General features: G+C 68.0%; 11 protein-coding genes and 1 pseudogene. 8 read left to right on the forward strand and 4 right to left on the reverse strand.

Annotated elements, in window-relative coordinates:
* Positions 1–2: 2 nt before the first annotated feature.
* Positions 3–707, reverse strand: coding sequence for a Crp/Fnr family transcriptional regulator (locus tag J2S73_RS15385; RefSeq protein WP_306886501.1), 705 nt, complete (start codon positions 705–707; stop codon positions 3–5).
* A 300-nt stretch (positions 708–1,007) separates the two neighbouring features.
* On the opposite strand from J2S73_RS15385, the gene J2S73_RS15390 reads away from it, so the two are divergent.
* The 3 genes from J2S73_RS15390 to J2S73_RS15400 all read left to right on the forward strand — a co-directional run bounded on the left by J2S73_RS15390 (position 1,008) and on the right by J2S73_RS15400 (position 3,312).
* A complete protein-coding gene (locus tag J2S73_RS15390) occupies positions 1,008–1,934 on the forward strand; it encodes a ring-cleaving dioxygenase (RefSeq protein WP_306886502.1) in 927 nt (308 codons plus the stop codon).
* 30 nt (positions 1,935–1,964) lie between these two features.
* Positions 1,965–2,615: an alpha/beta hydrolase gene (locus J2S73_RS15395; RefSeq protein WP_306886504.1), complete on the forward strand. Its 651-nt coding sequence runs from the start codon at positions 1,965–1,967 to the stop codon at positions 2,613–2,615.
* A 94-nt stretch (positions 2,616–2,709) separates the two neighbouring features.
* On the forward strand, positions 2,710–3,312 hold the full coding sequence (locus J2S73_RS15400) for a DUF2076 domain-containing protein (protein WP_306886506.1): 603 nt from the start codon (positions 2,710–2,712) through the stop codon (positions 3,310–3,312).
* 143 nt (positions 3,313–3,455) lie between these two features.
* Here J2S73_RS15400 and J2S73_RS15405 read toward each other — a convergent pair whose 3' ends face one another.
* Together J2S73_RS15405 and J2S73_RS15410 are read right to left on the reverse strand one after the other, a co-directional pair.
* Positions 3,456–4,127 carry a L,D-transpeptidase gene (locus J2S73_RS15405; protein WP_306886507.1) on the reverse strand — a complete coding sequence of 224 codons (672 nt, stop codon included), beginning with the start codon at positions 4,125–4,127 and terminating at the stop codon, positions 3,456–3,458.
* A 372-nt stretch (positions 4,128–4,499) separates the two neighbouring features.
* Positions 4,500–5,324 carry a DUF2927 domain-containing protein gene (locus J2S73_RS15410; protein WP_306886508.1) on the reverse strand — a complete coding sequence of 275 codons (825 nt, stop codon included), beginning with the start codon at positions 5,322–5,324 and terminating at the stop codon, positions 4,500–4,502.
* 228 nt (positions 5,325–5,552) lie between these two features.
* On the opposite strand from J2S73_RS15410, the gene lepA reads away from it, so the two are divergent.
* Positions 5,553–7,400: a translation elongation factor 4 gene (lepA, locus tag J2S73_RS15415; protein WP_306886509.1), complete on the forward strand. Its 1,848-nt coding sequence runs from the start codon at positions 5,553–5,555 to the stop codon at positions 7,398–7,400.
* Positions 7,401–7,792: 392 nt separating this feature from the next.
* On the opposite strand, the gene J2S73_RS15420 is transcribed toward lepA, so the two are convergent.
* Positions 7,793–8,695 carry an AraC family transcriptional regulator gene (locus J2S73_RS15420; protein WP_306886510.1) on the reverse strand — a complete coding sequence of 301 codons (903 nt, stop codon included), beginning with the start codon at positions 8,693–8,695 and terminating at the stop codon, positions 7,793–7,795.
* Between the two features lie 96 nt (positions 8,696–8,791).
* Between J2S73_RS15420 and J2S73_RS15425 the strand changes: the two genes are divergently transcribed.
* The 4 genes and pseudogenes from J2S73_RS15425 to J2S73_RS21660 form a co-directional block, all read left to right on the forward strand.
* On the forward strand, positions 8,792–9,553 hold the full coding sequence (locus tag J2S73_RS15425; RefSeq protein WP_306886511.1) for an SDR family oxidoreductase: 762 nt from the start codon (positions 8,792–8,794) through the stop codon (positions 9,551–9,553).
* Between the two features lie 1,128 nt (positions 9,554–10,681).
* The gene (locus J2S73_RS15430; RefSeq protein WP_306886512.1) at positions 10,682–11,527 is read left to right on the forward strand and encodes an ImuA family protein; all 846 of its coding nucleotides are present in this window, start codon (positions 10,682–10,684) and stop codon (positions 11,525–11,527) included.
* Entirely contained in the window at positions 11,409–13,220 is a 1,812-nt protein-coding gene (locus J2S73_RS15435) for a DUF6504 family protein (RefSeq protein ID WP_306886513.1), read from the forward strand. The genes J2S73_RS15430 and J2S73_RS15435 overlap by 119 nt, the downstream gene beginning before the upstream one ends.
* A 402-nt stretch (positions 13,221–13,622) precedes the next feature.
* Positions 13,623–15,269: pseudogene (locus tag J2S73_RS21660) on the forward strand (PHP domain-containing protein); the annotation flags it as partial.
* Between the last annotated feature and the right edge of the window lie 94 nt (positions 15,270–15,363).

Consider the following 15,363-nt stretch of genomic DNA (forward strand, 5'->3'; position numbering starts at 1 on the left):
CTCTAGAGCGTCGCCGCGGCTTCCAGGGTGGGACGATCCTCGATGCAGTAGTAGCCGGAGATCCGGCTGATGGTGCCGCCGCGCTTCCAGTCGTTAAGGACCCGGCTGACATTCTCCCGCGCCCCGCCCGACATGGAAGCGATGTCGGACTGGCTGATCTTGTAGTGGATGAGAACCCGCTCGTTTTCCAGCGGACGGCCGAAGCTGCCGGCAAGCTGAAGCAGCGTCTGCGCCACACGTCCGGGCAGCGGCAGGAAGGACCGCGCGGCGAGTGCATCGTTGGAGTGCCGCAGCCGCTGGCCGACGATGTGGAGAATATGCCGGTAGACGGCCGGATGATCGTCGGCGAACCGATCGAACGCGGATTTCTCGATGAAGGCGAGCCGGGCCGGCTTCACCGCCACGACCGTCGCCGAGCGCGGCTGACCGTCGAAGATCGACAGTTCGCCGACCAGCGAACCGGCGCCCAGCATAGCCAGAAGCTGTTCGGAGCCGGCGCAGGAGTTGACGCAGACCTTCAGCGAGCCGTCGAGCACCACATAGAAGCCGTTGCCCGGATCGCCGGCGTGAAACAGCGTCCGTCCCGGATCCACCTTCACCGTTCGCGCAAGCGCCGCCAGTCCCGCCGCGAGTTCGGGGTCGAGCCCTTCGAGCGAGAAGCTGCGATCCAGGATCGTCTGCTTGATGGTCGCATGCTCGACGGACATCTCCACACCCCTTCGAGATCTGGTGCGTATCGCGATCGGCGGGCGGACCGGCTCCTTCCCGAAATCACGCCGACGCCGGTGCAAGTCTAGCACACTTGCCGAGACCGGCATCACGGCATGACGACAGCCCGCCCCGCCCGTCCACCAATTGCGAACAGCGCGTCCCCGATGACGGAACGCAGCTTCTATTCTCCTCGAGGCGCCAGATCTTATCTAGTCGGTCACGGCACAATTTTTTTTTGATTCAGTCAGATCGGTGGCGCCGCCGTCACCGTATCTTCCTGAGACAGGAGCGCAAACATGTCACCGGTCAATGGTCTCCACCATGTCACGGCAATTTCTTCGTCAGCTCAGGGTAACGTCGATTTCTTCGGCAAACATCTTGGGCTGCGCCTCGTCAAGAAGACGGTCAATTTCGACGACCCGGGCACCTATCATCTCTACTTCGCCGATGAGGTCGGCACGCCTGGATCGGTGCTCACCTTCTTCCCGTGGGCCGGCGTGCCTTCGGGGCGTGCGGGAACCGGCGAGGCCGGCCTGACGCAGTTCGCCGTGCCCCGGGGGACGCTGGACTTCTGGAAGGCCCGCCTGGAGGCGGCTGCGGCCGCGCCGGTCATCGACGAAACGGTGTTCGAGGAGCGCCGTCTGCGCTCGCAGGATCCCGACGGCTTCGCGTTCGCGCTGGTGGAGAGCGACGACGGGCGACCGGGCTGGGCCAGCAATGGCATCGGCGCGGATGCCGCCGTGAAAGGGTTCCGGGGGGTGACGCTTACGCTCGCTGAGACCGACGCCACCAAGGCGCTCCTCACCGGCCTGATGGGCTACAGCGAGACGGAGCGCGACGGGAACCTGACGCGGCTTGTCAGCCCTGACGCGGCGGCCGGCGTGGTCGATCTGCTTCATGCTCCGGACCAACGCCCGGCCGGCCAGGGGGCCGGTCGCGTCCATCACATCGCCTTCCGGGTCGCCGACCGGCAGGAGCAGGCCGCCGTCCGCGAAACGCTGATGGCCGAAGGGTTCCAGGTCACGCCCCAGATCGACCGCAACTACTTCTTCGCCATCTATTTCCGCTCGCCGGACGGCGTGCTGTTCGAGGTTGCCACCGACGAGCCGGGCTTCGCGACGGACGAGCCGGTCGCCACGCTGGGCGAGGCCCTCAAGCTGCCGGACCAGCATGAACACCTGCGGCCGCTTCTGGAGAAGCGGCTGCCCGAGCTCGTCGTCTGAGCGACTTAACAAGGAGAGAGGACCACGTCAGTGAGCGATCTTTACGAGACTGTCGTCATCCCCGGACGGGCCGACGATCCCCGCACGTTGCTCATGCTGCACGGCACGGGCGGGGATGCGGAGAGCTTTGCAGGACTTGCCCGCGTCCTCTCTCCCGGGACCCATGCGATCGCCTTTCAGGGCGACGTTCTGGAAAACGGGATGCCGCGGTTCTTCCGTCGCCTGCGCGAGGGCGTCTACGACATGGACGACCTGGCGCGGGCGACCGGCAAGCTGGAGAATGCCGTTGCGGAGGCGCTCGCCGGGGCCGGCCGCGATCCGGCGCAGGCGATCCTGGTCGGCTTCTCGAACGGCGCCAACCTGATCGCATCCCTGCTCCTCGCGGAGCCGAAAGCGGTTCCGCGCGCGGTGCTGATGCATCCGCTCATTCCCTTCGAGATCAAGGCGGAGGTGCCGCTCGGTGCCGATGTCCTGGTGACGGCGGGCCGACGGGATCCGATCGTGCCCTGGCCGATGATCGTTCGTCTGGTGGAGGACCTGCGCCAGGCCGGCGCCTCGGTGGATCTCTACGACCGGGACGGTGGCCATGAGGTCTCCGAAGCGGAGATCGCCGCCATCCGCGACTGGCTTCGCCGCCGCCCCCTTGTGGATCGTCCGTCGGGCCAGGTGGTCAATTCCTGACGAGGCCGCAATCCCGGCATCCCCTCCTTTCGAGGATGCGGTTCCGCAGACGCGTACCCATATCTCTCCCGCACCGGGAAACGGGAGGACCGACATGAACCCGACGGAACGTGACCTTCTCGACAGGATGTTCGACCGCATCGACGGCGCTTCGAACGGGCCGCGCGACGCGGAGGCCGAGGCGCTGATCGCCGAGCGCGTCGCCCGCAATCCGGAAGCCCCCTACCGGATGGCCCAGACGATCGCGGTTCAGGACGAAGCGCTGAAGCGCGCAGAAGAGAGGATCCGCTCCCTGGAAGGCCAGGCGGCACCGACCTCCGGCTCGAGCCTTGCCGAGGAAGCGGGCGCGGTGACAGGGGGACGCCGTTCGAGCGTGCCTTCGGCCGGCCAGCGACCGGCGGGCTTCGGAGCCGGCGGCTTCCTCTCCGGCGCGGGACAGGTGGCGCTCGGCATCGTCGGCGGCACCCTGCTGATGGAGGGCATTCGCGGCCTGATGGGCGAGAACGGCGCAGCCGAAGCGGCCGAAGCGGGTGCCGGCGCAGATCAGGCCGCCCAGCAGGATGCCGGAGCCGGCGAGGCCGCGCCGGAAGACGGCCAGGACTACGCCGATGCCGGCGGCGCCGAGGACTTTGGCGGCGACGACGGCGGCGGCTTTCTGGACGGCCTGTTCGGCGGCGGTGGCGACTTCGAACTCTGAGCACGAAAAAGGCCGGCGCGAAGCCGGCCTTTCAGGCACTTCATCCGGAATAGCCGTGACATCGCCCGCTAGTCTCGCGGGAGCGCGCCCGCTGACGACCGGCAGCTCTCGCGATCGGATGGGTCATCCGATCGCAGACTGTATCAGCGGGTCACCACCACGCGGGTGCCGACATTGACCTGATCGTACAACTCGATCACGTCCTCGTTGCGCATGCGGATGCAGCCGGAGGAGACGGCCTGACCGATCGTCCAGGGGGCGTTCGACCCGTGGATGCGGTAGAGGGTCGAGCCGAGATACATGGCGCGCGCGCCGAGCGGGTTGTCCGGACCGCCTTCCATGTGCAGCGGCAGGTCCGGCTGACGCTTGCGCATCTGCGGCGGCGGGGTCCAGCCCGGCCACTCGGCCTTGCGGGTGACACGGTGGGTACCGGCCCACTCGAAGCCCGGACGACCGACGCCGACGCCGTAGCGGCGGGCCTTGTTGCCGGCCTGCACGTGATAGAGATACCGGTCCTCGGTATCGATCACGATGGTGCCGGGGGAATACGGGCCCGCGTAGTCCACCGTGGTCGGCATGAACTTCGGATCGAGCCTGAAGGAGGCTGCCGAACCGCCGGCCTGCACGGCCGCGATCTGGGTCCGGCGCTGCTCGCGCCGCTCTTCCAGCGTCAGGCCGCGTTCGGCCTCCGCCTTCTGGTTCAAATACCGCAGCCAGTCACCGCGATCGGTGCCCTGGAACGATTCGAACGCCGAGGCGGGACCTGCGAGGGCCAGCCCGAGCGCAACAGTCAGTGCAATTTTAAAATGAGTCATGGTTCCGACGCCCACACGCATCCGCTCGATTCACCAAACACGAGTGTCAAAACGCGCTCGGCACGACCGCGTTCCCCGCATCTGTTTCCTTTATGGCTGAAAAGTGGCGCAGCCAGAAGGATGAATACCGGCATCCTGCGCGAATCCGGTAAACATGCAGTGATCATGCAACACTGAGCGGCCGTATTCGGGGCTTTCACCCCCTGATTTCAGGGGCGCCTGCTTCCAATCGGCCACGCCGACAAGCGGGTTTCTTCCAGATCGGATAGGATTGGCTTGCCGGGACGAATCAACGGCCGCCGCAATCGCCCGGGTGATTCGGCCACTTCGGACCTGCATCAGCCCCGCCGCTCCCACCCGCCTTTGGCCGCATCAGCGGGCGTTCGGCGAGATCAGCTTGCGTGTGCGCAGCACGCCGCTCAGCCGCCGCCGCGAATCCGCGATCGCGTCCGGTAGCACGGGCAGCACCTCGTCGAGGGTCATGCCGTTCTTCACCCGCCGGTCGTAGAGCATCGACAGGATGAACCAGTCGAACACGCCGAAGCCCTGCACCCGCGAGCTGTCGTTGTAGATGGAGTGCGGCAGCGTCACGTCGTCGTTCACCGGACCGAGGCTCTGGGTGATCTCCTCGATCATGCAGTGCCGGAAATTGCGCCGCCCCTCGTTGGCGACGATGTAGACATAGGCGCGCTCCAGCCCCTTGCCGGCGCGGCCGCCGGTCACGGCGGAACAGTCGTTTGACCTGAGGAAGCTGGTGTCGAAGCTCTCCGGCAGCGTTTCGCGGATCGTCTTGCGGTAGTAGGCGCGGTCGACCAGAAACACGATCATGTTCGCGCGCTCTTCGCTGGAGACGGCCTGGATCGAGAGCCCGTGAACCGTCTGGTTCAGGATCCGGATGAACTCCACCACCTGTCGCGAGAAGTCGCGTTCCGCGCTGTTGATGATGTAGACGCGCACCGGGCCGGTGAATTTCTTCACGGTCGTGAACGTTTCGGGATCCTGACCGCGGCGCATGATCTCCGCACCGAACACCGTGCGGACGAAGCCCTGGATCAGTTCGGCATCGGAGAACGCGTTGACGACCCGGCCGATCGTCAGGGGTTCGTCTGAAGATGCCTGCGTCCCGTCCTGAGCGAACGCGGCCCGGATCGGCACGACGGCGAGCAGCCCGACAATCAGCAAAGTTACGGCCCGCATCGCCAACTCCCAACCCTCTGGTGCGTTGCAATTTCGATCACGTTCCCAGCCCCACATCAACCGCAATGATCTGTGATCCGGACGCCTGCATCACCGGGTCGGAGGCCGCGGCTCACAGGCAGCAACGCCGGCCCCACGTCGCGTTCACGCCAATCTCCGGGTGACGGAGCGCTTTTTCGCGCTGACCGGGCCTTTCCGGGCCGCGGGGCCGATGCTATCTGATCCCTCATGACAGATACCACGCTTCCGACCCAGGCGAGCCAGGGCTCCGTCGGCGCCGAGCCGATCACGGACGTCCGCAATTTTTCCATCGTCGCCCACATCGACCACGGCAAGTCGACGCTGGCGGACCGGCTGATTCAGGCCACCGGCAGCCTGACCGACCGGGAGATGAAGGAGCAGATCCTCGACAACATGGAGCTGGAGCGCGAGCGCGGCATCACGATCAAGGCGCAGACGGTCCGGCTCGTCTACACGGCGAAGGACGGCAAGACCTACAAGCTGAACCTGATCGACACGCCGGGCCACGTCGACTTCGCCTACGAGGTCAACCGGTCGCTGGCGGCGTGCGAAGGATCGCTGCTGGTCGTCGACGCCAGCCAGGGCGTCGAGGCCCAGACGCTCGCCAACGTCTATCAGGCGATCGACAACGATCACGAAATCGTGCCCGTCCTCAACAAGATCGACCTGCCGGCCGCCGAGCCGGAGCGCATCAAGCAGCAGATCGAGGACGTGATCGGTCTCGACGCGTCCGAGGCGCTGGAGATCTCCGCCAAGACCGGCATCGGCATCGAGGCGGTGCTGGAGGCGATCGTCACCCGGCTGCCGCCGCCGACCGGCGAGCCGAAGGCGCCGCTCAAGGCGCTGCTGGTCGATTCCTGGTACGACACCTATCTCGGCGTCGTCGTGCTGGTCCGCGTCATCGACGGCCACCTGAAGAAGGGCCAGCGCGTCAAGATGATGGGCACCGGCGCCCAGTACGACGTCGACAAGGTGGGCGTGTTCACTCCGAAGATGCTGGAGGTCGACAGCCTCGGCCCGGGCGAGATCGGCTTCGTCATGGCGGCCATCAAGGAGGTGGCCGACACCCAGGTGGGCGACACCATCACCGACGCCGCCAAGCCCGCCGACAAACCGCTCGCCGGCTTCCGCCCCTCCATTCCGGTCGTGTTCTGCGGCCTGTTCCCGGTCGATGCCGGCGACTTCGAGGACCTGCGCGCGGCCATGGGCAAGCTGCGCCTGAACGACGCCAGCTTCTCCTACGAGATGGAGACGTCCGCAGCGCTCGGCTTCGGCTTCCGCTGCGGCTTCCTCGGTCTTCTGCATCTGGAGATCATCCAGGAGCGGCTCGCCCGCGAGTTCGATCTCGACCTGATCGCGACGGCCCCTTCGGTGGTCTACAAGCTGGCGCTCACCGACGGCAGCGAGGTGGAGCTGCACAATCCCGCCGACATGCCGGATCCGGTCAAGATCGACGAGATCTCCGAGCCCTGGATCCGTGCGACGATCCTCACGCCGGACGAGTATCTCGGCAACATCCTCAAGCTCTGCCAGGAGCGGCGCGGCGTCCAGGTCGACCTCAACTATGTCGGCAGCCGCGCCATGGCGACCTACGACCTGCCGCTGAACGAGGTGGTGTTCGACTTCTACGACCGGCTGAAATCGGTGACCAAGGGCTACGCCTCGTTCGACTACCAGATCACCGGCTATCAGGCCGGGGACCTGGTGAAGATGCAGGTGCTGGTGAATGCCGAGCCGGTCGATGCGCTGTCCATGCTGGTCCACCGCTCGCAAGCCGAGCGGCGCGGGCGGGCCATGTGCGAGCGGCTGAAGGACCTGATCCCGCAGCACATGTTCCAGATCCCGATCCAGGCGGCGATCGGCGGGCGGGTGATCGCCCGCGAGACGATCCGCGCGCTGAGGAAGGACGTGACGGCCAAGTGCTACGGCGGTGACGCGACCCGCAAGCGCAAGCTTCTGGAAAAGCAGAAGGAAGGCAAGAAGCGCATGCGTCAGTTCGGCAAGGTGGAGATCCCCCAGGAGGCCTTCATCGCCGCGCTGAAGGTGGATACGTAGGGCTTTATCCCTCACGCCGAGTTCGCTCCGCTCACCGGCTCCGGGTGGGCGGCCTGACCGGCCGGCCCGCAGTCGCGGGCTGGCGAAGCAAAGCCAGCGAAAGTGGGAACCGGTTTCGCGTCCGGCGTTGCGGGAAAGAGAGCTTGTTCCGCTCACGCGAGCTCGCTCCGCTCACCGGCTCCGGGTGGGCGCGGGTTCTCCTTTGTCCCGGTCGCTTAGCTCCGCGCCAGTTGGTCCTTTTCCCGGTCGCTACGCTCCGCGCCAGTTGGTCCTTTTCCCGGTCGCTACGCTCCGCGCCTCTTGACCGGCAGGCCCCGCGATCGCGGGCTGGCAAAGCCAGCGAAAGTGGGAACCGGTTTTCCGTCCGGATGCGCGAAAACGATGGCTTCCCCTCAGCCCGTCCGGCCCTCGCGGGCGTAGGCGACGGGCGGCATCCCCACATGGCGGGCGAAGGCGACGCTGAAGGTGCTGGCGGAGGCATAGCCGACCTGTGACGCCACCTGTGCGACACCGGCCCCTCCCTTGCGCAGCAGGTCTTTGGCGAGCGCCATGCGCCAGCCGGCGAGATAGTCCATCGGGGCGGCCCCCACCTCGCGCCGGAAGCGCTCGAAGAAGGTCGAGCGCGACAGCCCGGCCGTCCGGGCCAGCTCCGCCACCGTCCAGGCGCGGGTCGGTTCGGCGTGCATCTGCCTGAGCGCCACCGCAAGCCGCGCATCGGCGAGCCCGCGTAACAGCCCCGGTGAGGCATCGGAACGCGAGGAGACCCGCAGCGCCTCGATCAGCATCACTTCCAGCAGCCGCTCAAGCACCACGTCCCGACCCGGTCGCGCGGCCCGCGTCTCGCCGTTGACGAGCTCCAGAAGCGTCGTCAGGCGGTCCTCGCCGGACACGTGAACGACCCGCGGCAGCAACGACACCAGCAGGGTCGCGTCCTCCGAGCCAAAGTGACAGTGGCCCGCCAGCATGCGCACGTCCGGCTCGATGTCCGGGTCGCCCAGCCGGTAGACGCCCGGGCCGATTTCCACGCGCGGAGACCGGGTGCCCTTCGGCGGCGGTGTGAGGCTGGTGGAGATGAAATCCTGGGCCATCGGCACCAGGACGAAGTCGCCCCGCTCGACCCGAACCGGCGTTTCGCCGGGGATCTCGAGCATGCAGGCGCCCTCCAGCATCGCGCAATAGAAGGGCTGCATCACGTCCGAACGGCGCACGATCCAGGACCCGCCGGCGATCACCTGCTTGGCGAACGAGGCGTTCGGCTTCAGGAGGGAAACGATCTGGGCAAGCGGGTCGGACACTTCCGGACGATTCCAAATGAAACTCGGACTTTGGATGATAGTACGTCCGGGCGGTGATGCCTAGCTTCCATCCATTCCCAGATGGAGGCTTTTCTCATGACCACTTCCGCCACCAAAACCGTCCTCATCACCGGCTGTTCGTCCGGCTTCGGGCTGGAGACCGCCCGTCTCTTCCACGATCGCGGCTGGTCCGTCGTCGCCACCATGCGCACCCCGCGCGAGGATCTCCTGCCCATCTCCGACCGGATGCGGATCCTGCCTCTCGACGTCACCGACGCGGACAGCATCGCGGCCGCCGTCGACGCGGCCGGGCCGGTGGACGTGCTCGTCAACAACGCCGGCGTCGGGCTTCTCAATGCGGTGGAAGGCCTGTCCGACCGGATGATCCGAGACGTCTTCGAGACCAACACGCTGGGCACCATCGCCATGACGCGGGCGTTCCTGCCCCAGATGCGCGAGCGTCGGTCTGGGGTCGTCGTCAACGTCACCTCAACCGTGACGATGATGTCCCTGCCGCTGCTGTCCGTCTATACGGCCAGCAAGGCGGCGGTGAACGCCTTCACCGAATGTCTGGCACTCGAGCTGGAAGCCTTCGACGTGCGCGCCCGCCTGGTGCTGCCCGGACGGGCACCGGACACCGCCTTCGCCGACAATGCCCGCGAGCGGATGGGTTTCGACATCCCGGAGGCTTACGGCGAGTTGGCCGAGGCGGTGTTCACGGCCTGGCAACAGGATGAGGGCGACCTCACCCTTCCCGGCGACGTGGCCGAGGCGGTCTGGCGCGCGGCCACCGATCCCGCCTCGCCGATGCGGCTTCCCGCCGGCGCCGACGCGGTCGCGCTGGCCAACGCGGCCTGATCGCACAGAAGACAGTCGCCCCCCTGCGGGCTGATGGAATCGGCACGGCTGAAATGGGGTGACCCCCGACAATCCTGACTGAAAGCGGACGGCCAAAGCCGTTCTTTCCATGCCGGTCGCAACCGGACACATGGCTTTCGATGGATCGACGGAGAATTGGGATGTTGGCGTGCAGGCGAGGCTCGCGCTGTCTGCCTGCACATGGCCCGGCCGGCGCCCGCAGCACAAGCCATCACCCACCGATCGGGCGAGACTGCTCGATCGGACCTTTTCGTTGGCCCCTGATGCCCTTTCCGATCAGGTGTCTCGCCTGATCGACTGGAAACGGCGCCAGGTTCACCGCCTGGAGCAATCCCTTATCGTTCAGGCGAGAATTCAGCCTGAACGGGAAATGCTCTCGTGCCGGCTTGGAAGGCTGTTCCGGAGCGCTTGTACGCATCGAAACGGCCCCGGCACGAGGCAGGCCAGTCTGTCTTTCGTGAGCGGCCGATCCAGAGCCTTGACCGCCCGGATGAACCAATCTGAGCGATACGAAACGGTTCCAGTCGACACCTGAGCAGATCCCCTTCGCTCAAACCGCTTCGGCTTGACCGAACCCTGCTCTGAAACCCGACCTCAGCGGGCCGGTCTTCGGCGTCGCGGCAGCCTCAAATTGCCGCCGCGGACGAGCTTTTCGGGATCACACGATCCCGACGACGATGGCGGCGATAAACACGAATGCCGCACCGAACATGACCACGTTCAAACGTCGGGCATAAGCCATGACGCACCTCCCTGAGGCACGATTGCCGAAGTCTTAACTATAGCTCTGCCGGTCCCGGGCGACTAGAAAATTCGTTGCTGCAGCGCCGTGCGGTTGTGGTGCAGCGCAAGCGAATTTCGGTGCCATCGCGAAACAGCATGCTCCCGGAAGGAGTTGGGCCCGACGCGATGGACGGTCCCGCCACCGCTTCCCGACAGGTTGAAGGGCGCCGGCTTGACTCGCGCGCCCACCTTCGGAATCTTTTTAGAACAAAACAGGAACATACTACTGAGGCAAGGGTCGCCCAGCAGGCCGGATCCTGTCTCAAGCCCTTGAAACCAATCGTGTTCGGAGCGCTCCTGCAGACAGCTCCGCCGGTTGCCGACATGTCGTGGAGCATTCTCATGGCGGCCGACCCGCTCGCCGATCTGCGCGCCCGGATTGCCGGCCTGGAAGGCCGGAGGGAGGCGCTCGTGCCGACCGATATGCGCGGCAACACCGCCGCCGCCCGGTTCTCCGTCGACGTCCTGGAGCGGCTCTACCCCCTGGGCGGACCGCCGGAGGCCACGGTCCACGACCTCGCCTGCGAGGCCCATCGCGATGCCGGCGCGCTCACCGGCTTCGCCGCGGCGCTGATCGCCCGGATGGGGTCGGAGCGCGGCGGGCTCGTCTGGATCTCCGACGGCGTCACCGCGGGCGAAACCGGTGCCCTCTATGGACCGGGGCTGGCCGCCTTCGGTCTGGATCCGGGCCGCCTCGTCAGCGTCACCGCGAAGAGCGCGGCCGATGCCCTGTGGGCGGCGGAGGAAGCGCTTGGCGTGAGCGGGCTCGCGGCGGTGGTGGCCGAGATCGGCGGGACGCCCCGCGCCCTCGACCTGACCGCCACGCGCCGGCTCGCCCTGCGCGCCGAACGCCAGGGCACCCCCCTCTTCCTGCTGCGGCCCGCGGGGCCGGACGTGCCGTCCGCTGCCCGCGTCCGCCTCCGGCTGAAGCCGCGCCCGTCGGCGGCCGATCCCCACGGCCTTCCCGTGCTGGGTTCGCCCGGCTTCGCCGTCACCCTGTCCCGCAACCGCGGCGGCCCGACCGGCGCCGTCGATGTGGAGCTTTCGCCCCATGACCATCGATTCCATGCCGTCCGCGCGCCGCATCCTGTGCCTCTGGCTGCCGAGACTGCCGACCGACCGCCGCGCCCGGGACCGGCGGAGATCCTCCCCCTTCGAACCGCATCCTGAGGAGCGCGGCGGGGCCGCACCACCGCGCGCCACCGTGGCCAGGGTCGGGCCCGCGCAGATCCTCGCCGCCGTCGATGCGGTCGCCGAGACGGCCGGCCTGGAACCGGGGCTCGGGCTGGCGGAGGCGCGCGCCCTGGTGCCCGCGCTCGTCGCGGAGCCCCACGACCCGGAGGCCGACGCCGCCCTTCTCGACGGGCTCGCAACCGCCTGCGACCGCTACACGCCGCTGGTCGCCCTGACGCCGCCGGACGGGCTCTTTCTCGACATCACCGGCTGCGCCCACCTGTTCGGCGGGGAAGCAGGACTCATGAACGATCTGAGCACCCGTCTGTCCCGCGCCGGGTTTTCCGCCCGTGCGACAATCGCGCCCACGCCGGGTGCGGCCTGGGCGATGGCGCATTACGGCGAGACCGCGATCCTGACGGACGACGACCTGAAACCCGCCCTGCAACCGCTCCCCGTGGACGCCCTGCGGATCGCACCGGCCACGGCCCGGGCCCTGAAAAGCCTCGGCCTGAAACGGATCGCCGATCTGGCCGGCCAGCCCCGCGCCCCGCTCGCCGCCCGGTTCGGACCGGAGCTCCTGCGCCGGCTTCATCAGGCCGTCGGCGACGAGGACGAACCGATCACGCCGCGCCGCCCGCTGCCGCCCTTGACGGTGGAGCGCCGGCTCGCCGAGCCGATCTTCCAGTGGGATGTGGTGAGCGCCTATCTGGCCCGCCTCGCCGCGTCTCTTGAAAGCCGGTTGGAGGCGCGGGGCGAAGGCGCGCGGCAGCTGTCGCTTGCGCTTTTTCATGCCGACGGCAGCGTCAGCACGGCCGCGGCCACAACCACCGGCGCCGTGCGAGATCCCGCCCGCATCGCCGCCGTTTTCGCCCCGAAAATCGAGGCCCTCGCGGCCCGCCGCCAGATCGACAGCGGCATCGACCTGATCCGACTGGCCGCCCACGAAACGGCCCCCTTCGACGCGCGCCAGAACGATCTCGACGGCCGGGTTCAGGCCGAAAGCGACCTGGCCCGCCTGATCGACGTGCTCGCCGCCCGCCTCGGATCGGACGCCGTCACCCGCCTCGTGGCCGGCGACAGCCACATCCCCGAATTCGCCGGCGCGGCGATGGCGGCGCATTCTTCTCGCTCACGCGAGTTCGCTTCGCTCACCGCTGCGCGGGCGCGGCCCAAGAGCAGCCTGCATCCCCAAGGATGCAGACAAGCTGCTCGATCTGAAAAAACGATCAACTCTTGGACGGTCGATCGGAACCGACCGTCCGTTGATCTTAGCGCCGGCGCGCAGTCGCGCGCTGGTGGACTCCAGCCCCAAAGCCCGGGCAAGCGAGAGACAGCAGTGGCCCTCGGTCTTGCGGAGGAAGCGGAGCCGTTCGATGCCCCCCTTCCCGACCCGCCGGACCGGCCGCTGCGCCTGTTTGCCCGCCCCGAACCCGTCGAGGCGGTGGCCTCCGTCCCCGACGGCCCGCCGGCGAGCTTCCGCTGGCGCAAGGTGCGCTATCTGGTCGCCCGGGCGGAGGGGCCGGAACGGATCGCCGCGGAATGGTGGCACGGCGGCGCGATCGGCCCGACCCGGGACTATTTCCGGGTCGAGGACGCTGACGGCCGCCGCTTCTGGCTCTACAGGGAAGGGCTCTACGGGCGCGAGACCGACCGGCCCCGCTGGTATCTGCACGGGCTGTTCGCATGAGCAATTCCAGGGAAAGTGGGAACCGGTTTTCCGTCCGGAATTGCGGGAAAGAAAGGTCTTTTCGCTCACGCCAGTTCGCTTCGCTCGCGGCTGCGCGGGGGCGGCCTGTTCTTTCGTCCCGGTCGCTGCGCTCCGCGCCTCTTGACCGGCCGGCGGACGGTCGCGCGCTGATGGGTGCAGTCCGGACAGGAGTTCGCGACCAAGCCCACCCAGGTCTCCGCTCATCCCCGCGCAGGCGGGGATCCAGGGCCGCAGGCCGCAGCCTCTCGCTTTGCCCCTCACGCCAAGTTCGCTTCGCTCACCGGCTCCGGGTGGGCGGCCTCCGGCGGGCGCGCGGTCGCGCGTTGGCTTCGCAAAGCCTGTCCTCGTTTCTGCCCCATCCCGCTCCAACCGTGATGCGCCATGTCCCCTCCCCCCTTCGTCGAACTCGCCGCCGCGACAAACTTCTCCTTCCTGCACGGTGCCTCCCATGCGGAAGAGATGGTCGGACAGGCCGCGCGGCTGCGCCTATCCGGCCTCGGCGTCTGCGACAAAAACTCGCTTGCGGGCATCGTGCGGGCCCACGCCGCCGCCAAGGAGGCGGGACTTGGCTTCGCCGTCGGCTGCCGGCTGGTCTTCTCCGACGCCACGCCCGAGCTGTTCGCCTGGCCGACGGACCGGGCCGCTTATGGCCGCCTCTGCCGGCTTCTGACGGTGGGCAACATGCGCGGCGAAAAGGGCGACTGCCGGCTGCTGCGCAACGACCTGGCCGCCCATTCCGCCGGGCTCGTGTTCGCGGTCGTGGCCGGCACCGCGCCGGACGCCGAGATCGCCGCAACGGCCGCCCTGCTCGCGACCGCCACCGACGAGCCCGTCCGGCTCGCGATCACCGCCGGCTACGGCCGCGCCGACCGCCGCCGCCAGGCCGAAACCGCCCGCCTCGCGGAGCGTCTTGGCCTGCCGCTTTTGGCCACGCTCCTGCCGCTCTACCACGTGCCGGACCGCAGGATCCTGCAGGACACGCTGACGGCGATTGCCGCCCACGTCCCCGTCGATGCCGCCGGCCGCCGGCTTCAGGCCAACGCCGAGCGCCACATCAAGCCCCCGGAGGAGGTCGCGCGCCTGTTCCGGGAGTATCCCGACGCCGTCCGCGAGACGGTGAAGGTGTTCGATCGGCTCGCTTTTTCCCTCGATGAACTGCGCTACGAATATCCGGAGGAGGTCACCGATCCCGGCTCGACGCCCCAGGAGACGCTGGTCCGGCTGACCCGCGAAGGTGCCCGGGCGCGCTATCCGGACGGCGTTCCCGAAAAGGTCCGCACCGCCATCGCCCACGAGCTGCAGCTGATCGGCGAGCTCGACTATGCCCCCTATTTCCTGACGGTCCACGACATCGTCCGCTTCGCCCGCTCCCGGGCGATCCTGGCCCAGGGGCGCGGCTCGGCGGCGAACTCCGCCGTCTGCTTCTGCCTGGGCATCACCGAGGTCGATCCGGACCGCACCGACCTCCTGTTCGAGCGCTTCATCTCGGCCGAGCGCCGCGAACCGCCGGACATCGACGTCGATTTCGAGCACGAGCGGCGCGAGGAGGTGATCCAGTATGTCTACGCGAAATACGGGCGCGACCGGGCCGGGCTCGCCGCCACCGTGATTTCCTATCGCAGCCGCTCCGCCGCCCGCGAGATCGGCAAGGCGCTGGGCCTGTCCGAAGACGCCGTCTCGGCGCTGTCGGGCACCATCTGGGGCTGGAGCGCGGCGGGCGTCAGCCCCGAGGACGCCCGCCGTGCCGGGCTTGCCCCCGACGATCCGCGGATCGCGCATCTGGTCCGCCTGTCGCGCGAGATCATGGGCTTTCCCCGCCACCTCTCCCAGCACGTCGGCGGCTTCGTCATCACCCGCGGCCGGCTCGACGAAGTGGTCCCCATAACCAAGGCAGCCATGGAGGACCGCACCATGGTGGAATGGGACAAGGACGATCTGGACGCCCTCGGCATCCTGAAGATCGATGTGCTCGCGCTGGGCATGCTGACCTGCATCCGCAAGGCGTTCGCGCTGCTCGGCCGCCACTATGCCGACGAGTTGGCGGCAAGCGACGCTGCCGCGCCGTCGGCCTATCCGCGCTTTCATCCGATGGGGGACGGCGGCCCCGACTGGGTCGACGCAC

This window comes from Amorphus orientalis (genome assembly GCF_030814015.1).
Lineage (GTDB): Bacteria > Pseudomonadota > Alphaproteobacteria > Rhizobiales > Amorphaceae > Amorphus > Amorphus orientalis.